This is a genomic window from Halomonas sp., from assembly GCF_034520545.1.
Classification (GTDB): Bacteria; Pseudomonadota; Gammaproteobacteria; order Pseudomonadales; family Halomonadaceae; genus Halomonas.
Genome location: NZ_JAXHNN010000014.1, coordinates 79,065 through 97,997, shown reverse-complemented (window position 1 = coordinate 97,997; position 18,933 = coordinate 79,065). Strand labels below are relative to the sequence as shown.

Below are 18,933 nucleotides of genomic sequence, written 5' to 3'. Positions count from 1 at the left end.
GATTGGTGAGGCAAGCCGTTATCCGCTGATGCTGTCTACGCTGATGAGACCCCACCCCGGCCTGTCATTGCCATGTCGAGTGGCCGGGGATCCGGGCATACAGGAGGCATCGATGAGCATCTTCGATCATGTGCAGAACCGCTTCTCTCGCGTCCAGCAGGAAGAGATGAGCCTGCAGGAGTATCTGGAACTCTGCCGCCAGGAGCCTGTGGCCTATGCCACGGCAGCCGAACGGATGCTGGAGGCCATCGGAGAACCTGAGGTGATCGATACCGCGAAGGATCCGCGGCTGTCCCGTATCTTTTCCAACAAGGTGATCCGTCGCTATCCGGCCTTTGCCGAGTTCTACGGCATGGAGGAGGCGATCGAGCAGATCGTCGCCTATTTCCGTCATGCCGCCCAGGGGCTAGAGGAGCGCAAGCAGATTCTCTACCTGCTGGGGCCGGTGGGGGGTGGCAAGTCATCCTTGGCCGAGCGGCTCAAGCTGCTGATGGAAAAGGTGCCCTTCTACGCCATCAAGGACTCACCGGTCTACGAGTCCCCGCTGGGTCTGTTCTCACCGGAGGAAGACGGCGAACTGCTGGAGAAGGAGTACAACATTCCCCAGCGCTACCTCAAGAGCGTGATGTCGCCCTGGGCCGCCAAGCGTCTCAAGGAATACGGGGGCGACATCTCTCAGTTCCGGGTGGTGCGTCTCTATCCCTCGCGGCTCAACCAGATCGCCATCTCCAAGACCGAGCCCGGTGACGAGAACAACCAGGACATCTCATCGCTGGTGGGCAAGGTGGATATCCGCCAGCTCGAGCTCTATTCCCAGGACGACCCGGATGCCTACAGCTTCTCCGGCGGGTTGTGCCGCGCCAACCAGGGGCTGATGGAGTTCGTCGAGATGTTCAAGGCGCCGATCAAGGTGCTGCATCCGCTGCTGACAGCGACCCAGGAAGGCAACTACAACCCCACCGAGGGCATGGGCGCGATCCCCTTCGATGGCGTGGTGCTTGCCCACTCCAACGAAAGCGAATGGCAGACCTTCCGCAACAATCGCAACAACGAGGCCTTTCTCGACCGGGTCTACATCGTCAAGGTGCCCTATTGCCTGCGCGTTACCGAAGAGATCAACATCTACAAGAAACTCCTCGAGCATTCCTCGTTGGCCGAGGCGCCCTGTGCCCCGGATACCCTGCGAATGCTGGCCCAGTTCTCGGTGCTCTCGCGGCTCAAGGAGCCAGAGAATTCGAGCATCTACTCCAAGATGCGGGTCTATGACGGCGAGAACCTCAAGGACACCGATCCCAAGGCCAAATCGATCCAGGAGTATCGCGACGCAGCCGGGGTGGACGAGGGCATGGAGGGGCTCTCGACGCGCTTCGCCTTCAAGATCCTCTCCAAGGTGTTCAATTTCGATAACCACGAGGTAGCGGCTAACCCGGTTCACCTGCTCTACGTACTCGAGCAGCGCCTGGAGCAGGAGCAGCTCCCTCGGGAGACCTTCGAGCGCTACCTGCGCTTCATCAAGGAGTTCCTGGCTCCGCGCTACGTTGATTTCATCGGCAAGGAGATCCAGACCGCCTACCTCGAATCCTATTCCGAGTACGGCCAGAACATCTTCGACCGCTACGTCACCTACGCCGACTTCTGGATCCAGGATCAGGAGTACCGGGACCCCGAGACCGGCGAGTTCCTCGACCGTCAGGCTCTCAACGAGGAGCTGGAGAAGATCGAGAAGCCGGCAGGCATCTCCAACCCCAAGGACTTCCGCCACGAGGTGGTCAACTTCGTATTGCGGGCGCGTGCTCAGAACAACGGGATGAACCCCAGCTGGCAGTCCTACGAAAAGCTGCGGGGGGTAATCGAGCACAAGATGTTCGCCAATACCGAGGAGCTGCTCCCGGTGATCTCCTTCAACGCCAAGGCCTCGACGGCGGACCAGAAGAAGCACGAGGACTTCGTGGCACGCATGGTCGATCGCGGCTACACCGAGAAGCAGGTGCGCCTGCTCTCCGAGTGGTACCTGCGGGTTCGCAAGTCGCAGTAGGCCGAGGAGGTCGACATGACCTATTTCATCGATCGCCGAGCCAATGTCAAGCACAAGAGTGCGGTCAACCGCCAGCGCTTCCTCGATCGTTACCGCACCCATATCAAGCGGTCGGTCGAGGAAGCGGTGAATCGCCGTTCGATCACCGACATGGAGCGTGGCGAGAAGGTCTCGATTCCTGCTCGGGATATCTCAGAGCCGGTCTTCCAGCATGGCCCGGGGGGCAAGCGCGCCATCGTCGCGCCGGGCAACAAGGAGTTTGTCGAGGGGGACCGGCTGCGCCGTCCCGGCGGCGGGGGTGGCGGCGACGGTGCCGGGGAGGGTGGCGCTTCCAACCAGGGCGAGGGCATGGACGAGTTCGCCTTTACCCTGAGTCGCGAGGAGTTCCTCGACTTCGTCTTCGACGGCCTGGAGTTGCCGCATCTGGAACGCAAGGCCCTGGTGGACCTCGAGGAGGTGCGCCCGGTGCGGGCCGGGGTGTCGAAGGAAGGCGTGCCGGCGCGCATCAACATCGTGCGCTCCATGCGCGAGGCCCAGGCCCGACGCATCGCCATGCGCGCGCCGATCCGCCGAGCGCTGCGCGAGGCCGCCCAGGCATTGACCGACGAGGAGCGCAAGGATCCGGTGCTTCGCAACCCCGCCCGTATCGCCGAGCTCAAGGCGGAGATCGAGCGCCTGGAGAGGCGCCTCAAGGCAGTACCCTTCATCGACACTTACGATCTGCGCTACAACAATCTTATCGACCAGCCCCAGCCGTCCAGCAAGGCGGTGATGTTTTGCGTGATGGACGTTTCGGGATCCATGACCCAGGCCCACAAGGACATCGCCAAGCGCTTTTTCCTGCTGCTCTATCTCTTCCTGGAGCGTAACTACGAGAAGGTCGAACTGGTCTTCGTTCGCCACCATACCGCGGCCAAGGAGGTCGACGAGGAGGAGTTCTTCTATTCCCGCGAGACCGGCGGCACCATCGTTTCCAGTGCCCTGACGATGGTCGACGAGATAATCGAGGCTCGCTATCCCCCCGGGCAGTGGAATCTCTATGTGGCCCAGGCCTCGGATGGCGACAACTGGGACGACGATTCCATTACCTGTCGCGACCTGCTCATCGAACGGCTGATGCCACGGCTGCAGTACTTCACCTACGTGGAGATCACCCCCCACGCTCACCAGGCGCTGTGGGAGGAGTACGAGCGGGTGGAAGCCGAATATGCCGAGCGATTCGCCATGCGCCAGATCGTCGATGCGGGAGACATCTATCCGGTCTTTCGCGAGCTGTTCAAGCGCCGCATTGCCAGCACTTGACCATCAGATCAGGCGGCCCGAGGAGGCAGCATGACCCCACGCAAGCCCATCGCTACCGGTTCCGACTGGAGCTTCGAGATCCTCCACGCCTTCGAGGACGAGATCGCACGCCTGGCGGATGAATATCGCCTGGATACCTATCCCAATCAGATCGAGGTCATCACCACCGAGCAGATGATGGATGCCTACGCCAGCGTGGGCATGCCGGTGGGCTACCACCACTGGTCCTTCGGCAAGCAGTTCCTGGCCGTGGAGCAGGCCTATCGGCGTGGTCAGATGGGGCTGGCCTATGAACTGGTGATCAACTCGGACCCCTGCATCGCCTACCTGATGGAGGAGAACACCCTGATGATGCAGGTGCTGGTCATGGCCCACGCCTGCTATGGCCACAACTCCTTCTTCAAGGGCAACTATCTGTTCCGCACCTGGACGGATGCCTCGTCCATCGTCGACTATCTCGTATTCGCCCGGAAGTACATCAGCGAGTGCGAGGAGCGCCACGGTGTGGCCGCAGTGGAGCAACTGCTTGACGCCTGTCATGCCCTGCAGAACTATGGCGTCGACCGCTACAAGCGCCCCTCGCCTGTTTCCGCTGCCGAGGAGGCGCGCCGGCAGAAGGAGCGCGAAGAGCATCTTCAGGCCCAGGTCAACACGCTGTGGCGGACCATTCCCGGCCGGGCTCCGGCGGATGTGCTGGTAGGGGGCCACGACGAGGAGGACCCGCTCGGCCTTCGCGAGGGCGGGCGTTATCCCCCGGAGCCGCAGGAGAACCTGCTCTACTTCATCGAGAAGAATGCCCCCCTGCTAGCCCCCTGGCAGCGCGAGGTGGTGCGCATCGTGCGCAAGATGGCCCAGTACTTCTATCCCCAGCGTCAGACCCAGGTGATGAACGAGGGCTGGGCGACCTTCTGGCATTACACCCTGATGAACCGGCTCTTCGATGAAGGCCTGGTGGATGAAGGGCTGATACTGGAGTTCCTGCAGTCACATACCGCGGTGGTCAACCAGCCGGCCTTCGACAGCCCCTACTTCAGTGGCATCAACCCCTACGCGCTGGGCTTCGCCATGTTCAGCGACATCAAGCGCATGTGTCAGGCGCCCACCGAGGAGGATCGCGAGTGGTTCCCTGATACCGCGGGAAGCGATTGGCTGGAAGTCGTGCATTTTGCCATGCGCAACTTCAAGGACGAATCCTTCATCCAGCAGTACCTGTCGCCCAAGGTGATTCGCGACCTCAAGCTGTTCATGGTGGTCGACGACGACCAGGAGGAGATGCTGGAGGTGGCGGTGATACATGATGAACGCGGCTATCGGCGCATTCGCGAGTCCCTCGCCACCCAGTACGCCCTGGCGGTACGTGAACCCAATATCCAGGTCTACTCGGCGGACATCCGTGGCGATCGTTCGCTGACCCTGCGCCACGTCCAGGATAGCCGGCGCCCGTTGGCGCGTAGCGTCTACCCGGTGATCCGTCACCTTTATCAGCTGTGGGGCTTCCCGGTGCGGCTGGAGTCGGTGCAGGGTGAGGAGGTGGCACGCCGTTATCACTGGCCTTTACCCGAGGAGGAACGGCGCGACTGATGCTGTCCGAACGACAAGACCCGCGCCATGGCGCGGGTCTTGTATTATCCAGCCTGCATTCGGCCAATTGGCGTCGATCAGGCCTGGGCCGTCCAGGACTGGCACCAGCCACCGGGTTCGACGCTGTTCTGCGGGAAGAGCTGACAGCCTTGGCTATCGGCCTGGTAGAACATGCAGTTGTCGCAGCGTTCGCCTTCCTCGTAGGCCGGATGGTCGCTGGCGTCGCTGGCATTCTCGACGTAGTTCAGGGCCTGGGCCTGGTCGGCGCTCGGGTCGAGCCGCGGCAGGTCCTGTGCGAAGGCACTTTTCGACAGGATGCCGGCACCGAGGGGTAGGGCGGCAAGGCCCAGCAGGCTGTTGCGCATGAAATCACGACGGCTATGGTCGGCCATGGTCTCTCCTTGTCATCACTATGGGTCTAGAGGTCACGGTGGGGCAATCACGATGCCCGTTTTTCTTGGCGAGTGGTCAATCCACTTCTTGTTTCCGACAGGTGCATCCCTGCGGAGTTCGTTTTACCTATAGTAGTAAACTGATGGGGGCATCGCGAACCGATCGAGGCGTGTGCGGCGTTTCGCCGCAACGTTGCCGTTCCAGAAGGAGGTAGGCTATGGCGTTCACTCGATTTTCCTCGCCGATCGGCGAGATACTGCTGTGCGGTGACGCAGACGGGCTGCAGAGGTTAGTGCTGGCGGCCGAGCAGACGCCGGATCCGGGAGAGGTGGTCCGGGACGACGAAGCTCTTGGTGAGGCGCGTGACCAGCTGCTCGGCTATTTCGCAGGCCGCAGGCGCCACTTCAGCCTTGACCTGGCCCCCGGGGGCAGTGACTTCCAGCGACAAGTGTGGTCGGCACTGCTGAGGATTCCCTATGGTGAGACACGTACCTATGGCCAGCTGGCCCGCCAAATGGGTCGGGAAGGGGCCGCTCGTGCCATCGGCGCGGCCAGTGGCGCCAATCCCTTGCCGCTGCTGATTCCCTGCCACCGCCTGGTGGCCGCTGACGGCATGGGAGGCTACAGCGGCGGGCTTGAGCTCAAGCGCCGGCTGCTGGTCCTGGAGGGGAGCCTCAGCCAGGAGTGACGCCTCGGTTCAGCGCCCTCGATGTCGCTGCTATACTCGCGCCAGCTGTTGTGGTCGCCGGGTCGGCCGTAGAACGATACGCGCGCAAGCGCCTGGAGCAGGGAGACGTCCGATGCAGAACGCAGTGATTCTGATCAATGCCGAGAAGGGCCAGGTAAAGGCCGTGGCCGAGCGGTTGGCCGATATCGAGGGAATCAGCGAAGTCTATTCCACCTGTGGCCGCTATGATCTGGTGGCCATCGCGCGCACCCGTGATTTCGAGAGCCTGGCGGAGCTGGTGACCGGGCGGCTCAATGCCGTCGAGGGCATTCGCGACACCGAGACGCTCAATGCCATGCAGGTCCACTCCCGCCACGATCTGGAGACCATGTTCTCCCTGGGCTGGTGAGAAGTCGCAGCTCTCAATAGGTTGGGACAGGGAAGGTTCGTGCATGGCAGCAAGACGAAGGCGCATCGCCAGCCGCTGGCGTCGCTGGGTGCGTCGCTTCGGCATCACGGCACTGTTCGTGGTGGTGGCTACGGGGCTCTGGCATTTCCAGGAGCGTGAACTCCGCGACGGACTCAGCTGGCAGGGCGTCACTACCTGGCAGGAGCTCTCCCCGCTGAGCTTTCATCGCGTGCTGCGCAACGACGGCTTCCTGTTGGGGTGGTCCGACGTGCGGGTCAATGCGCTGTGGGTCAGCTATCTGCTGCACGAGGTCGAGGACCCGAGCGCCGGGCCGCGCCCCGGGTTCCAGCGCGACTGGCGGACCCTGTGGCCGATCTCGCCGGATAGCTACTTCGGTAGCGGCTATGACCGGGGGCACCTCGCTCCCAACTATGCGATCGCCGCGGTCCATGGCCGCGATGCCCAGCTCGACACCTTCTACATGAGCAATATGTCGCCCCAGCGACCCGAGCTCAACCGGCGCCTATGGCAACGCCTGGAAGAGGTGGTGATGGATCGCTTCGTGCCACGCTTAGGTATCCTCCAGGTGATCACCGGCCCGGTATTCCCGGCACCGTTCCGGAGCAATGTGCTCAACCGGGTCGGCCTGGTGGAGGTGCCTGAGGCCTTCTACAAGATCCTGGTGGTGCCGGGTGAGGAGCCGCGTGCCCTGGCCTTCCTCATGCCGCAGCGCGTCACGGGCGACGAGCCGCTGGATGATTTCCTGGTCAGCATCGATGAGGTGGAGGCGCTTACCGGCCTGGATTTCTTCCCGCAGCTCCCTGAAGCGGCTGCCGTGGAACTGGAGGCCGAGATAGAGACCGCGGGCTGGGGGCTCGAGGCCGTGTCCAGGTTGCCAGGCCGATTCTAAACGGCGGACACAAAAAACCGCGACGCCATGTTCGCGGTTTCCTGTGAGGCTGCAATGTTGACTCGTCTGCACGACGCGAATGGTGCCCAGGAGAGGACTTGAACCTCCACATCCATAAGGATACTAGCACCTGAAGCTAGCGCGTCTACCAATTCCGCCACCTGGGCGCATCATGCTGTCGTCGTGTTCGCGGTCATCGTGTATGCGATGGTGCCCAGGAGAGGACTTGAACCTCCACGTCCATAAGGACACTAGCACCTGAAGCTAGCGCGTCTACCAATTCCGCCACCTGGGCGAACACGAGCGATTCGAGCTGACAAAGAGCGTGGGAGTAAACTCCCTGGTACCCGTTCGAGTGCGACGGTATACCGTTGGTGCCCAGAAGAGGACTTGAACCTCCACGTCCATAAGGACACTAGCACCTGAAGCTAGCGCGTCTACCAATTCCGCCATCTGGGCAGGCGAGGCGTATGCTACCGGATTCGTTCGCCGATGCAAGCGGATCTGGCTGCGGCGCGACGGATTTTTGTCGACTTCCCTGTTTAGCCTGCGCTGCCGCGGTTGGGTGATGCGGGCTCCGGCGCTATACTGCACACATGACAATACACCTGAAATGCCAGATGCCACGCGCCGGACGTCGTCCCCGCGCCCTTTCGAGCACGCTGCTCCCGATGCCGCCAAGGATGCCTACTGCATGACCCACTGGACGCTCAGCGACGATCCGCACGCTAAACGCGAAGCCCATAAGTACGACAAGCCCGCTCCCAGCCGTGAATACCTGCTCGCCCGTTTGGAGGAGGCCGGCAAGCCGCTCACTCATGAAGCGATGAGCCAGCAGCTAGGCCTCGAGGACGAGGAGCTCCAGGAAGCGGTGCGTCGGCGCCTGGCGGCGATGGAACGCGATGGGCAGGTGCTGCGCAACCGTCGTGGCGCTTACGCACTGATCGACAAGCTCGACCTGATCAAGGGCAAGGTGCTGGGGCACCGCGATGGCTTCGGCTTCCTGCTGCGTGATGACGGCAAGAAGCCCGACCTGGTGCTGCCGCCGCGACAGATGCGCCGCGTCTTCCATGGCGACCATGTGCTGGTGCGAGTCAGTGGCCGTGATCGCCGGGGTCGCGACGAGGCCACCATCGTCGAGATGCTGGCGCGCAACACCCAGACCATCGTTGGGGTATACCGCGCGAATACTCCGGAATTCGGGGTGCTGATCCCCGAGAACGCCCGCATTACGCAGGAAGTCATCATTCCCCACAGTGCCTGTGGCGGTGCCCAGGATGGCCAGGTGATCTCGGCGAAGATCGTCCAGCAGCCAGAGACCCGGGTGCAGCCGGTGGGTGAGGTGGTCGAGGTGCTCGGCGAGCGCATGGACCCCGGGATGGAGATCGACATCGCCATCCGCAGCTACGAGATTCCCGCCGAGTTCCCGCCGGATGTCCACGACCAGATCGCCGGCATGTCCGCCGAGGTAGCCGAGCAGGACAAGCTTCACCGCATCGACCTGCGCGACGTTCCGCTGGTGACTATCGATGACGAGAGCGCCAAGGATTTCGACGACGCCGTCTGTGCCTGGAAGACCAAATCGGGCAGCTGGAAGCTGCTGGTGGCCATCGCCGATGTCTCACACTACGTGCGTCCCGGCAGTGCCCTGGACCAGGAGGCGATTACCCGCGGCAACTCGGTATACTTCCCGGGCCAGGTGGTGCCGATGCTGCCGGAGCTGCTTTCCAACGGGCTCTGCTCGTTGAACCCGGCCGTCGACCGGCTGGCGCTGGTCTGCGAGATGAACATCTCCCAGAGTGGCGCGATCAGCCGCTATCGTTTCTACGAGGCGGTGTTCCAGTCCCATGCGCGCCTCACCTACAACAAGGTGTCGGCCATCCTCGATGACCAGGGTGAAGAGGGCGATGCCCTACGCGAGCAGTACCGGGAACTGGTGCCGTCGCTGAAGAATCTGCACTCGCTGTATACATTGCTGCGGGAGGCCCGAGTGGAGCGGGGGGCCATTGACTTCGAGACCACTGAGACGGCCATCGTCTTCAACGATGAGCGCAAGATCGAGAAGATCGTCCCGCGCACGCGCAACGATGCCCACAAGATCATCGAGGAGTGCATGCTGGCGGCCAACGTGGCGACGGCGCGCTTCCTCGACAAGCACGACCTGCCGGCCCTCTACCGCATCCATGAGAAGCCCTCGCCGGAACGTCTCGACAAGCTACGCCTGTTTCTCAACGAGCTGGGCCTGTCGCTCGGTGGTGGCGACGACCCGACCCCCCAGGACTATCGCGACCTGGCCGAGGCGATCAAGGGGCGCGATGATGCCGACGTCATCCAGACGGTGATGTTGCGCTCCATGAGTCGGGCGGTCTATTCGCCGCAGAACGACGGCCATTTCGGCCTGGCGTATCCGGCCTATGCGCACTTCACCTCGCCGATCCGGCGTTATCCGGACCTGCTGGTCCACCGCGCCATCCGTTCGGTGATTCGTGGTCCGCGCCAGACCAATACCGTGCTGCGTGCCGAGGGGGCCAGTGTGGAACCCCCCAGCAAGTGGGCCCCCTACACCTTCGAACAGATGCTCGAGCTCGGCGAGCATTGCTCGATGACCGAGCGGCGTGCCGACGATGCCACCCGCGACGTGGAGGACTGGCTCAAGTGCGAGTTCATGTCCGACAAGCTTGGCGAGGTCTACGACGGCAGCATTGCGTCGGTGACCCAGTTCGGCATCTTCGTGCGCCTCGACGAGGTGTTCGTGGAGGGGTTGGTGCATGTCACCTCGCTCCCCTCCGACTACTACCACTACGAGCCCGAGAAGCATCGCCTCAAGGGTGAGCGCAGCGGCATGAGCTACCGCCTGGGTGACGGTGTCACCGTGCAGGTGGCCCGCGTCGACCTGGACGATCGCAAGATCGATTTCGAATTGGCCGACGACAAGCCACGCCCCAAACGCCAACCGCGCAAGAGCCGCGGTGGCAACAAGTCGGCCGAGGGCGGTGGCAGCAAGCCCTCAGAGGCGGGGGGTGGCAAGCCCGGCGACAAGTCGGGCAAGAGCGGTAGGCGTCGTCGTGGCCCGCGTCGCTCGAAGGCACGCAGCTGATGGCGGCAAGTCGCAAGCCCCGGCACGACACCAAGCCGGGGCAGGCAAGCAAGGTCCAGAAACACGCCGGAGGTAAGGCGCCTCGCGCACCTGCACCGCCTGGAGGGCTCGAGGCGGTGTTCGGCGTGCATGCGGTGCGGGCACTGCTCGACCGGGGCGAGGCGCCCCGTGAAGTCTGGGTCCAGGAGGGCTCTGCCGGCACGCGCCTGGCCGAGTTGGCCGAGGTGGCACGCCAGGGTGGCGCACGCCTCCACTCCCGTCCTCGGGACGAGCTCGACCGCTTGGCCCAGGGTGCCTCTCACCAGGGCATCATCGCCTTTGCCACGCCGCTCGCCTTCGAGGGCGAGACCTCGCTGTGGTTGAGGCTGGAGGGCTGGCCCCATGCGCCGCCGCCGCTCCTGCTGGTGCTCGACGGCATCACCGACGTGCACAATTTCGGTGCCTGCTTGCGAAGCGCCGATGCCGCGGGCGTGCACGGGGTGATTGTGCCCAAGGACAAGGCGGCACCGCTCAATGCTATGGTGCGCAAGGTGGCCTGCGGCGCCGCCGAGAGCATGCCGGTCTACCAGGTCACCAACCTGGCCCGGGCCATGGCCAGGCTCAAGGAACTCGGCGTCTGGATCACCGGCACCGCCGGCGAGGCCGAGGCGAGCCTCTTCGAGGCCGACTTCACCGGCCCCGCGGCGCTGGTGATGGGGGCCGAAGGCAAGGGAATGCGTCGCCTCACCCGCGAGGCCTGCGATTCCCTGGTCAAGCTGCCCATGGCCGGCAGCGTTTCCAGCCTCAACGTCTCGGTGGCCACCGGTATCTGCCTGTTCGAGGCGGCACGTCAGCGCAACGCTTCTGTGACTTGCTAGTCGGGCCGCATATCATTAAAATGCTTGCGCCCTCTCGTCTTGCAAGAGGGCCTTTCTGTCTTCTGACAATCACTCCTTGCTTCCCCTGAGCGATTCGAGATCGCCACTGAGGAAGCTGCCAAACCGCAAGGAGATTTCATGCGTCACTACGAGATCGTCTTCATGGTCCACCCGGACCAGAGCGAGCAGGTACCGGCCATGGTCGAGCGCTATACCAGCCTTGTCACCGAAAATGGCGGCACAGTGCATCGCCTCGAAGATTGGGGCCGTCGCCATATGGCCTACCCGATCAACAAGATCCACAAGGCTCACTACGTGCTGATGAACGTCGAGTGCAGCGGCGAGACCCTCGACGAGATCGAGAACATCTTCCGCTTCAACGACGCCATCATTCGCAGCCTGGTGGTTCGCGCCAAGGAAGCCGTCACCGAGGCCTCACCGATGATGAAGCCGGTGGAAGAGAAGCGTGTCCGTCGCGACGAGAAGCCGCGCAGCACCGAATCCGAATCCGCCTGAGCCACCCCATCGCACCTCTGAAGGAGACTTCCCATGGCACGCTTTTTCCGTCGCCGCAAGTTCTGCCGTTTCACCGCTGAAGGCGTGAAGCAGATCGATTACAAGGATCTGGACACACTCAAGGCCTACATCACCGAGACCGGCAAGATCGTTCCCAGCCGCATCACCGGGACCAAGGCCCGTTACCAGCGCCAGCTGTCCTCCGCCATCAAGCGGGCACGCTACCTGGCGCTTCTGCCCTACACCGACAGCCACCAGTAAAGCACCCGCGCGTGATGTTGCCCGTTGCCCGCTGGATGATGCGCGGCACCCCCCACGCCGCCGCTGGGGCGGCCGTGGCCACCTTGATTCCGTGGCTATTCTGGCTGGGGGCCGCTGTGGCGGCCCTGGCCACGCTCCGGCAAGGTATGGCGGCGTCGCTGCCGGTGATCATTGCTGCGGCCGTACCGGCCGGCTGGTGGTGGATCCAGGGAGACGTCATTCCGCTGGCCAGTATTCTGCTGGTCGTGCTGATGGCGGTAGTGCTGCGTTCACGTCTGCGCTGGAGCGAGGCGCTCCTTGCCGGCACCCTGGCCGGGGCTGTGATGATCCAGCTGGACATCTTCCTGCCGCCGGGCGGGGCCGGTCCCGTTCTGGAGCAGTTGCGACAGGGTTCACCGGACATCGCGGAGATGCTCTCCGAGCTCTCTCGCCAGGGCATGGACACCGAGCAGCTGGCCGGGCTGTTGATCAGTGGCGTGACCGGGCTGATCGTGCTGCTCGCCGCTGTGGCCTGCCTGGCCCTGGCGCGCGGCTGGCAGGCTGGGCTCTACAACCCGGGCGGGTTCCGTGAAGAGTTCCATGGCCTGCGCCTGGCGCCCCGGGAACTCGCCATGTTGGTAGCGCTTGGTGTGCTGGGGGCAGTGCTGGGGCTTCCGGCCCTGGGCATGTTGGCTTGGGTGCCACTGCTGGTGGCCGGCGTCGCGCTGGTGCATGGTTTTATCGGATTGAAGGGAATGAACGGGCTGTGGCTGGTCGCCTTCTATGTGCTGCTGATCACCACCTGGCCCATGATTCTCATCGTGCTGTTCGTGGCCTTCATCGACACGTTCGCGGACTTCCGCGGACGACTGGCCCGCAGCCACTGACAAGAGGTTTACGAGAATGGACGTCATTCTGCTCGACAAGATTGGCAAGCTGGGCGGTCTGGGTGACCAGGTCACCGTCAAGCCCGGCTATGGCCGCAACTACCTGGTGCCTTATGGATTGGCCGTGCCGGCCAGCAAGGAGAACATCCAGGCCTTCCAGGCCCAGCGTGCCGAGCTCGAGGCGCAGGCCGCCGAGCGCAAGGCGGTCGCCGAGGCGCGTGCCGAACAGCTCAACGACATCGAACTGTCGCTGGTCTCCAAGGCTGGTGACGAGGGCAAGCTGTTCGGTTCGATCGGTCCGCGTGACCTGGCGGAGGCCATATCCAGCGCCGGGATCGAGGTTGCGAAGAGCGAAGTTCGTATGCCGCAGGGCCCGATTCGCCAGACCGGCGAGTACGACATCGTCCTGCACCTGCATGCCGAAGTCGATGCCACCGTCCGTGTGGTGGTCGTGGCCGAATAAGAAGGTCAGCGTGTCGGCACGCCCTGGTGGGCGTGCATCGAAAAGGGGGGCGAGGAGTGAATCCTCGTCCCCTTTTGCGTCGTGCGTCGTGTCATGAACAGGCCCCGTCGTCCTGCCTGGGCATGGGGTCGTAGCGCGCCTTCGCGTAGAATGAATCTGCCCCCTTTCTCCTTGAAGGTCCGTGCACCATGAACGAACCCCTCACCCTCGACCGGGAAACTGCCGCCCTCAAGGTGCCGCCGCATTCGCTGGAGGCCGAACAATCGGTGCTCGGTGGTCTGATGCTCGACAATCAGGCATGGGACAACGTGGCCGAACGTTTGGTGGCGGATGACTTTTATCGTTATGAGCACCGGCTGATCTTCAACGTCATGGCCCGCCTGGCCGAGGCGGGACGCCCGCTGGACGTGGTAACCCTCTCCGAGGCGCTGGAAGGGCGCGACCAGCTCGATACCGTGGGTGGCCTGGCCTACCTGGCGGAGCTGGCCAGGAACACCCCGTCCGCGAGCAATATCCGCGCCTATGCTGATATCGTCCGCGAGCGCGCGACTCTGCGCAAGCTGATCCGTGCGGCCAGCCAGATCGCCGATGGCGCCTTCACCCCCCAGGGGCGCCCCGCCGATGAGCTGGTCGACGAGGCCGAGCGGCTGGTGTTCCAGATCAGCGAGGAGCGTCCCAAGTCGGGGGGGGCGATCGGCATGAGTGAGCTTTTGACCAAGGCAGTGGATCGCATCGACGAGCTCTTCAACCTGCAGGGCGAGATGACCGGACTCTCCACCGGCTTCCGCGACCTGGACGAGATGACATCGGGGCTGCAACCCTCGGATCTGGTGATCATCGCGGGCCGCCCCTCCATGGGCAAGACCACCTTCGCCATGAACATGGTCGAACATGCGGTGATCGCCAGCGACAAGCCGGTGATGGTGTTCTCCATGGAGATGCCCGCGGATTCACTGATGCTGCGCATGCTTTCATCGCTGGGGCGTATCGATCAGACCCGAGTGCGCACCGGCCAGCTGGAGGACGAGGACTGGCCGCGCCTGACCTCGGCAGTCAACCTGCTGAAGGACAAGCAGTTGTTCATCGATGATACCGCCGCGTTGTCGCCCAACGAGATGCGCTCGCGGATTCGCCGTGTGGTGCGTGAACACGGCAACCTGTCGCTGATCATGATCGATTACCTGCAGCTGATGCAGATTCCCGGCTTCTCCGAGAACCGCACCGGCGAGATCTCCGAGATCTCGCGCTCGCTCAAGGGACTGGCCAAGGAGTTCGGCTGTCCGGTGCTGGCGCTTTCCCAGCTCAACCGCTCGCTGGAGCAGCGCCCCAACAAGCGTCCGGTGATGTCGGACCTGCGCGAGTCGGGTGCCATCGAGCAGGATGCTGACATCATCGGCTTCGTCTATCGTGACGAGGTCTACAATCCGGATAATCCCGATAACCAGGGGTTGGCCGAGGTGATCATCGGCAAGCAGCGGAACGGCCCCATCGGCACCGTACACATGGCGTTTATAGGAAAGTATACCCGTTTCGAGGACCTGGCCCCGGACAGCTACCGCGAGGCTTTCGGCGGGTGAGGGCGCACCCTTGAGTCCCGGGACCGGCCCCGTATAATGCCGACCCCTCGAATCACACAGGAAGGAGGCAGCATGGCAGGCGGATTCCGACGCGGCAATCGCCGGCGTACCCCGAAGCTCGAAGGGCGAGGGGAGCTCCAGTCGATGGAGCGTGAAGGCCCCTTCAAGGAGTGGCTGGGAATGCCCGATCTCTATCGCTACCACCTGGTGGTGGACGGCGAGGCCTACAGCTATCAGACCGAGGATACCGAGTTGCCGGTCCAGGTTGGCGACCGGGTGGTGTTCCGCTACAAGGAGACCAAGGCCGGCAACTGGGTGGACCGCAACTCGCTGGGCAAGGCCATCGATCCCTCCGAATATCAGTAAGTCTGGAACCTGACGAAGTGGTCAAGGTCACAACAGGTATTGTCGATGACACGGTACTGTCATCGGTTGCAGTCAAGCTGTGGTCGAACTTTTATCTCGACATCGGCGATCCGGACAACAGGAGCAGGAGGAAGGACCCATGGAATTTCAGGAACTGAAGGCCTTCGTGGCCCGTCACGACAACTTCGAGATCCGCGTTATCGGCCATGCCGGTAGCCGGTTCTATCAGATCGAACTGGAGGACATCGAGGGACAGCGCCATATGCTGACTCGCCAGGGCAAGCCGGTGCTGTTTCGCGCGCTGGATGACGTCTACCTGGAGCTCAAGCGCGCCGGTATCCACCGCGCCTATCTGGTACAGCAGGTGCCCCACGATGAAGTTGTCGGCCGCGAGACCCACTATCAGGATCCCCTGACTTCGCGCATGCCGCTAGACTTCTGACCCTATCCCCTATCCCTTACTTGCCGCCGCCGTTTTAGCCAGCGCCCCAGGCGCAGGCGGCGGCGGGCAAACCACCGATATCCCGCATCCATCATACCCGTGATCCCCGGCAGGGTGCTTAGCCATACCAGCCGACGATAGCCCAGTACCGTATAGAGCGCGCGGCTGGCATCCATGCCGATGTACCAACGACCTTCCGCATCCTGCACGTGAAGCCGGCCCATCATCGCCTCAAAGCTCGTGCCCAGCGACGCGGCATCGAAGTCTGGTGCCTGTATATCCACCAGCCTGACGTGCGCGCGGCGCGGATGGCCCTCCAGCCAGGTCACCTCGCGCTGGCAGAGCGGGCAGTGACCATCGTGATAGAGCGTCACTGGAGGGCGGGCCTCGAGGGTATCGCCTCGTGTCATGGTGTCGTCTCCTGAGCGGCGTCGTAGCCTGCCAGATGCTCGCCTTGTCCGTAGGCAGGCGCGGTCTCGAGCTCCGCCAAGAAGGCCTCGGCCTGCTCGCGCATGGCCGCCCGCTTGTCGTCGTTCATGCGCCGTAGGCTGCCGTAGATAAGCTTCATGCGCGGGTTGCCGCTCAGGGTATCGGCGTGGCGCTCCAGGAAGGCCCAGTAGAGGCTGTTGAAGGGGCAAGCATCTGGCCCTGTCACTAGCTTCGGGTTGAAGCGGCAGTGCCGGCAGTGGTTCGACATGCGATCGATGTACTTTCCCGATGCGCAGTAGGGCTTGGAGCCCATCAGTCCGCCATCGGCGTGCAGCACCATGCCGAGGGTGTTGGGTAGCTCCACCCACTCGCAGGCATCGGCGTAGACGGCCAGGTACCAGTCGCACAGTGCCTCGGGCGCCACGTCGCAGAGCAGTGCGAAGTTGCCGGTGACCATTAGCCGCTGGATATGGTGGGCATAGGCATGGTCGCGCGTCATCTCGATGGCACGCTTCAGGCAGTGCAGGTCGGTGTCACCGCTCCAGTAGAAGGCCGGAAGGCCACGGCTCGTCTCCAAGGCATTGCGACGCTTGTAGTCGGGCATCCGCGTCCAGTAGAGGCCGCGCACATACTCTCGCCAGCCCAGTACCTGGCGAATGAAACCCTCCACCGAGTTGAGCGGGGCGCGGCCCTCGTGATATTCGCGCTCTACCGCCTCGCAGACCTCCCGAGGCGAGAGCAGGCCAAGGTTGAGGGCCGCGGAGAGCCGTGAATGGAAGAGGAAGGGGTCGGTGTCACTGATCGCGTCCTGAAAACGGCCGAAGTCGGGGAGCAGATGCTCAAGGAAGTGACGCAGATCTATCAGTGCCTGGCGGCGCGTTACCGGCCAATGAAAGTTTTCCAGATTGCCGAAATGCTCGGCAAAATGTTCCGCCACTAGCGCCAGCACGGTCCTGGTGGTTTCGTCCTGGCCGTGACGGGGCGGGGCAGGTGGATGGGTATCTGTCGACAGCGGCTCACGGTTGTCATGGTCGAAATTCCACTGACCACCTGCCGGCTGGTCATCTTCCATCAGCAGCCCTGTCCGCTTTCGCATCAGCCGATAGAAGTGCTCCATCCGTGGCGCCTTACGACCCTTGGCCCAGGCGGCGAACTCCTCAGGTGTGGTGAAGAAGCGCTCATCTTCCATCAGGCGCCAGGGCAGGGCAGCGTCCTGGCGCTCGCGCATCGCCTGCCACAGCCGCCATTCGCCGGGGCGCACCACGCGAATCTCCTGGCAGTCGTAGAGGCCGGCCAGGCGCTCTGCCTCGCCGACCAGCGACTGGACATTGTCCGGGTCGTCCAGGGCGCTGTAATGCACCCGATGGTCCCTGTCGCGAAGTTCGGCGGCAAAATGGCGCATGGCGGAGAGAATCAGGGCGATCTTCTGGGGATGGTGCGGTACATAGGTGTCTTCGGCGGCCACTTCGCACAGGGCGATCACCGCGTCATCCGGCAGGTCGCGCAGGCTGGCCATGTCGTGACTCAGTTGGTCGCCGAGCAGCAGCACAAGCGGTCGGGACATGATCTTTCTCTCAAGCTGTACAAATTATCCATATAGTACAACTTCATCCCACTCTGGACGAGCGGGCTGATAAACTAGTTTCATCATCGATCATAAGGAGTTGCCGCATGACCCCCCCGAACCCGGACAAGGCGTCCCGAGATCTGGAATCACCGGGCAGTGGACGGCTGGCCCATGCCCCGTCCGATCATCCGCCGATGCCGCGAAAGAAGGTCGGCGTGGTACTGGCCAATCTGGGCACGCCGGATGCCACCGACTACTGGTCGATGCGTCGTTACCTTAGCGAGTTCCTCTCCGACAAGCGGGTGGTCGACTACCCGGACTGGAAATGGCAGCCGCTGCTGCAGCTGATCATCCTCTCGCGACGCCCCTTCAAGTCCGGCGAGGCCTATCGCGGCATCTGGAACACCGAGAGGAACGAGAGCCCTCTGCTGACGACTACACGTGACCAGACACGCAAGATTGCCGATGGCTTGCACGCGGCTCATGGGGAGGATGTGGCGGTGGACTTCTGCATGCGCTACGGCAATCCTTCTACCGACAGCGTGCTGAAGCGAATGCAGGCCGCGGGCTGCGAGCGGATCCTCTTCTTCCCGCTCTATCCGCAGTACGCCTCACCGACCACGGCCACGGCCAACGACCAGGCCTTCCGCACCCTGATGAAACTCAAGTGGCAGCCGGCGATTCGCACCGTGCCCGCCTATTTCGAACACCCGCAGTACCTCGACGCCCTGGCCAGTTCGGTGCACGAGGCCTATGACGCCGCCGAGACGCCGCCCGAGGTCCTGGTTGCCTCCTACCATGGCGTTCCCAAACGCTATCTGCTGGAAGGTGATCCCTACCACTGCCAGTGCCAGAAGACTACGCGCCTGCTGCGCGAGCGGCTCGGCTGGGAGGAGGAGGCGATCCAGACCGCCTTCCAGTCCAAGTTCGGCCCCGAGGAGTGGGTCGGGCCGGCCACTGTCGAACATGTTGCCGAGCTGGCCCGACAGGGCAAGAAGCACATCGCGGTAGTGTCGCCGGCCTTCTCCTCCGACTGCGTGGAGACCCTGGAGGAGATCGAGGAGGAGATCCGCGAGAGCTTCCTGGCGGCGGGGGGCGAGACCTTCACCTACATCCCGTGCCTGAATGACCGCGATGACCATATTGCCGCGCTGCTCTCGATCATCGACAACGAACTGGGCGGCTGGGTGTAGGT

19 protein-coding genes and 3 tRNA genes are annotated in these 18,933 nt (G+C 63.2%); 16 read left to right on the top strand and 6 right to left on the bottom strand.

What is annotated here, in order from left to right; all coding sequences use genetic code 11:
• Nucleotides 1-112: 112 nt before the first annotated feature.
• From U5L98_RS15605 to U5L98_RS15595, 3 genes are read left to right on the top strand one after another with little or no spacing between them, the layout of a single operon-like run.
• Nucleotides 113-2,035 (top strand): PrkA family serine protein kinase, encoded by a 1,923-nt coding sequence (locus tag U5L98_RS15605; RefSeq protein WP_322559222.1) that lies wholly within the window; start codon nt 113-115, stop codon nt 2,033-2,035.
• 15 nt (nt 2,036-2,050) lie between these two features.
• Nucleotides 2,051-3,337, top strand: coding sequence for a YeaH/YhbH family protein (locus U5L98_RS15600; RefSeq protein WP_322559221.1), 1,287 nt, complete (start codon nt 2,051-2,053; stop codon nt 3,335-3,337).
• A gap of 30 nt (nt 3,338-3,367) precedes the next feature.
• Complete coding sequence (locus tag U5L98_RS15595) at nt 3,368-4,918, top strand: SpoVR family protein (protein ID WP_322559220.1); 1,551 nt, start codon at nt 3,368-3,370, stop codon at nt 4,916-4,918.
• A gap of 77 nt (nt 4,919-4,995) precedes the next feature.
• Here the strand turns inward: U5L98_RS15595 and U5L98_RS15590 are convergent, their stop codons facing one another.
• The gene (locus U5L98_RS15590) at nt 4,996-5,310 is read right to left on the bottom strand and encodes a high-potential iron-sulfur protein (protein WP_322559219.1); all 315 of its coding nucleotides are present in this window, start codon (nt 5,308-5,310) and stop codon (nt 4,996-4,998) included.
• 218 nt (nt 5,311-5,528) lie between these two features.
• On the opposite strand from U5L98_RS15590, the gene U5L98_RS15585 reads away from it, so the two are divergent.
• The 3 genes from U5L98_RS15585 (at nt 5,529) to U5L98_RS15575 (ending at nt 7,297) form a co-directional block, all read left to right on the top strand.
• The gene (locus tag U5L98_RS15585) at nt 5,529-5,999 is read left to right on the top strand and encodes a methylated-DNA--[protein]-cysteine S-methyltransferase (protein ID WP_322559218.1); all 471 of its coding nucleotides are present in this window, start codon (nt 5,529-5,531) and stop codon (nt 5,997-5,999) included.
• 112 nt (nt 6,000-6,111) lie between these two features.
• Complete coding sequence (locus U5L98_RS15580) at nt 6,112-6,387, top strand: Lrp/AsnC family transcriptional regulator (RefSeq protein ID WP_151443155.1); 276 nt, start codon at nt 6,112-6,114, stop codon at nt 6,385-6,387.
• A 43-nt stretch (nt 6,388-6,430) separates the two neighbouring features.
• Nucleotides 6,431-7,297: a DNA/RNA non-specific endonuclease gene (locus U5L98_RS15575; protein WP_322559217.1), complete on the top strand. Its 867-nt coding sequence runs from the start codon at nt 6,431-6,433 to the stop codon at nt 7,295-7,297.
• A gap of 80 nt (nt 7,298-7,377) precedes the next feature.
• Here the strand turns inward: U5L98_RS15575 and U5L98_RS15570 are convergent.
• The 3 genes from U5L98_RS15570 to U5L98_RS15560 all read right to left on the bottom strand — a co-directional run bounded on the left by U5L98_RS15570 (nt 7,378) and on the right by U5L98_RS15560 (nt 7,756).
• Nucleotides 7,378-7,464 (bottom strand) — tRNA-Leu (locus U5L98_RS15570).
• A 41-nt stretch (nt 7,465-7,505) separates the two neighbouring features.
• Nucleotides 7,506-7,592 (bottom strand) — tRNA-Leu (locus U5L98_RS15565).
• 77 nt (nt 7,593-7,669) lie between these two features.
• Nucleotides 7,670-7,756, bottom strand: a tRNA-Leu gene (locus U5L98_RS15560).
• A gap of 235 nt (nt 7,757-7,991) precedes the next feature.
• Here U5L98_RS15560 and rnr point away from each other — a divergent pair.
• The 9 genes from rnr (at nt 7,992) to U5L98_RS15515 (ending at nt 15,742) form a co-directional block, all read left to right on the top strand.
• On the top strand, nt 7,992-10,394 hold the full coding sequence (gene rnr / locus U5L98_RS15555; protein ID WP_322559216.1) for a ribonuclease R: 2,403 nt from the start codon (nt 7,992-7,994) through the stop codon (nt 10,392-10,394).
• Nucleotides 10,394-11,251, top strand: coding sequence for a 23S rRNA (guanosine(2251)-2'-O)-methyltransferase RlmB (rlmB, locus tag U5L98_RS15550; protein WP_322559215.1), 858 nt, complete (start codon nt 10,394-10,396; stop codon nt 11,249-11,251). The genes rnr and rlmB overlap by 1 nt, the downstream gene beginning before the upstream one ends.
• A 138-nt stretch (nt 11,252-11,389) precedes the next feature.
• Nucleotides 11,390-11,767, top strand: coding sequence for a 30S ribosomal protein S6 (gene rpsF, locus U5L98_RS15545; RefSeq protein WP_322559214.1), 378 nt, complete (start codon nt 11,390-11,392; stop codon nt 11,765-11,767).
• Nucleotides 11,768-11,800: 33 nt separating this feature from the next.
• Nucleotides 11,801-12,028 (top strand): 30S ribosomal protein S18, encoded by a 228-nt coding sequence (rpsR, locus tag U5L98_RS15540; protein ID WP_089712195.1) that lies wholly within the window; start codon nt 11,801-11,803, stop codon nt 12,026-12,028.
• Between the two features lie 14 nt (nt 12,029-12,042).
• Nucleotides 12,043-12,894, top strand: coding sequence for a hypothetical protein (locus U5L98_RS15535; RefSeq protein WP_322559290.1), 852 nt, complete (start codon nt 12,043-12,045; stop codon nt 12,892-12,894).
• Between the two features lie 16 nt (nt 12,895-12,910).
• Nucleotides 12,911-13,357: a 50S ribosomal protein L9 gene (gene rplI / locus U5L98_RS15530; RefSeq protein WP_322559213.1), complete on the top strand. Its 447-nt coding sequence runs from the start codon at nt 12,911-12,913 to the stop codon at nt 13,355-13,357.
• Nucleotides 13,358-13,545: 188 nt separating this feature from the next.
• Entirely contained in the window at nt 13,546-14,934 is a 1,389-nt protein-coding gene (gene dnaB, locus U5L98_RS15525; protein WP_322559212.1) for a replicative DNA helicase, read from the top strand.
• 72 nt (nt 14,935-15,006) lie between these two features.
• Nucleotides 15,007-15,300: a hypothetical protein gene (locus U5L98_RS15520; protein WP_322559211.1), complete on the top strand. Its 294-nt coding sequence runs from the start codon at nt 15,007-15,009 to the stop codon at nt 15,298-15,300.
• A gap of 139 nt (nt 15,301-15,439) precedes the next feature.
• On the top strand, nt 15,440-15,742 hold the full coding sequence (locus U5L98_RS15515) for a DUF6482 family protein (RefSeq protein ID WP_322559210.1): 303 nt from the start codon (nt 15,440-15,442) through the stop codon (nt 15,740-15,742).
• A gap of 2 nt (nt 15,743-15,744) precedes the next feature.
• Here U5L98_RS15515 and U5L98_RS15510 read toward each other — a convergent pair whose 3' ends face one another.
• Together U5L98_RS15510 and U5L98_RS15505 are read right to left on the bottom strand one after the other, a co-directional pair.
• Complete coding sequence (locus U5L98_RS15510) at nt 15,745-16,152, bottom strand: DUF393 domain-containing protein (RefSeq protein ID WP_322559209.1); 408 nt, start codon at nt 16,150-16,152, stop codon at nt 15,745-15,747.
• Nucleotides 16,149-17,735, bottom strand: coding sequence for a cryptochrome/photolyase family protein (locus U5L98_RS15505; protein ID WP_322559208.1), 1,587 nt, complete (start codon nt 17,733-17,735; stop codon nt 16,149-16,151). The genes U5L98_RS15510 and U5L98_RS15505 overlap by 4 nt, the downstream gene beginning before the upstream one ends.
• 107 nt (nt 17,736-17,842) lie before the next feature.
• Between U5L98_RS15505 and hemH the strand changes: the two genes are divergently transcribed.
• Entirely contained in the window at nt 17,843-18,931 is a 1,089-nt protein-coding gene (hemH, locus tag U5L98_RS15500; protein WP_322559207.1) for a ferrochelatase, read from the top strand.
• The last annotated feature ends 2 nt before the right edge of the window (nt 18,932-18,933 follow it).

Bases quoted from the DNA above. Each gene is read 5' to 3' on its own strand.
- rpsR (WP_089712195.1), top strand. From the start codon at position 11,801: ATGGCACGCTTTTTCCGTCGCCGCAAGTTCTGCCGTTTCACCGCTGAA.
- U5L98_RS15605 (WP_322559222.1), top strand. From the start codon at position 113: ATGAGCATCTTCGATCATGTGCAGAACCGCTTCTCTCGCGTCCAGCAG.
- rlmB (WP_322559215.1), top strand. From the start codon at position 10,394: ATGGCGGCAAGTCGCAAGCCCCGGCACGACACCAAGCCGGGGCAGGCA.
- U5L98_RS15520 (WP_322559211.1), top strand. From the start codon at position 15,007: ATGGCAGGCGGATTCCGACGCGGCAATCGCCGGCGTACCCCGAAGCTC.
- dnaB (WP_322559212.1), top strand. From the start codon at position 13,546: ATGAACGAACCCCTCACCCTCGACCGGGAAACTGCCGCCCTCAAGGTG.
- U5L98_RS15535 (WP_322559290.1), top strand. From the start codon at position 12,043: ATGTTGCCCGTTGCCCGCTGGATGATGCGCGGCACCCCCCACGCCGCC.
- U5L98_RS15515 (WP_322559210.1), top strand. From the start codon at position 15,440: ATGGAATTTCAGGAACTGAAGGCCTTCGTGGCCCGTCACGACAACTTC.
- hemH (WP_322559207.1), top strand. From the start codon at position 17,843: ATGACCCCCCCGAACCCGGACAAGGCGTCCCGAGATCTGGAATCACCG.
- U5L98_RS15580 (WP_151443155.1), top strand. From the start codon at position 6,112: ATGCAGAACGCAGTGATTCTGATCAATGCCGAGAAGGGCCAGGTAAAG.
- U5L98_RS15600 (WP_322559221.1), top strand. From the start codon at position 2,051: ATGACCTATTTCATCGATCGCCGAGCCAATGTCAAGCACAAGAGTGCG.
- U5L98_RS15510 (WP_322559209.1), bottom strand. From the start codon at position 16,152: ATGACACGAGGCGATACCCTCGAGGCCCGCCCTCCAGTGACGCTCTAT.
- rpsF (WP_322559214.1), top strand. From the start codon at position 11,390: ATGCGTCACTACGAGATCGTCTTCATGGTCCACCCGGACCAGAGCGAG.
- rnr (WP_322559216.1), top strand. From the start codon at position 7,992: ATGACCCACTGGACGCTCAGCGACGATCCGCACGCTAAACGCGAAGCC.
- U5L98_RS15575 (WP_322559217.1), top strand. From the start codon at position 6,431: ATGGCAGCAAGACGAAGGCGCATCGCCAGCCGCTGGCGTCGCTGGGTG.
- U5L98_RS15505 (WP_322559208.1), bottom strand. From the start codon at position 17,735: ATGTCCCGACCGCTTGTGCTGCTGCTCGGCGACCAACTGAGTCACGAC.
- rplI (WP_322559213.1), top strand. From the start codon at position 12,911: ATGGACGTCATTCTGCTCGACAAGATTGGCAAGCTGGGCGGTCTGGGT.
- U5L98_RS15590 (WP_322559219.1), bottom strand. From the start codon at position 5,310: ATGGCCGACCATAGCCGTCGTGATTTCATGCGCAACAGCCTGCTGGGC.
- U5L98_RS15585 (WP_322559218.1), top strand. From the start codon at position 5,529: ATGGCGTTCACTCGATTTTCCTCGCCGATCGGCGAGATACTGCTGTGC.
- U5L98_RS15595 (WP_322559220.1), top strand. From the start codon at position 3,368: ATGACCCCACGCAAGCCCATCGCTACCGGTTCCGACTGGAGCTTCGAG.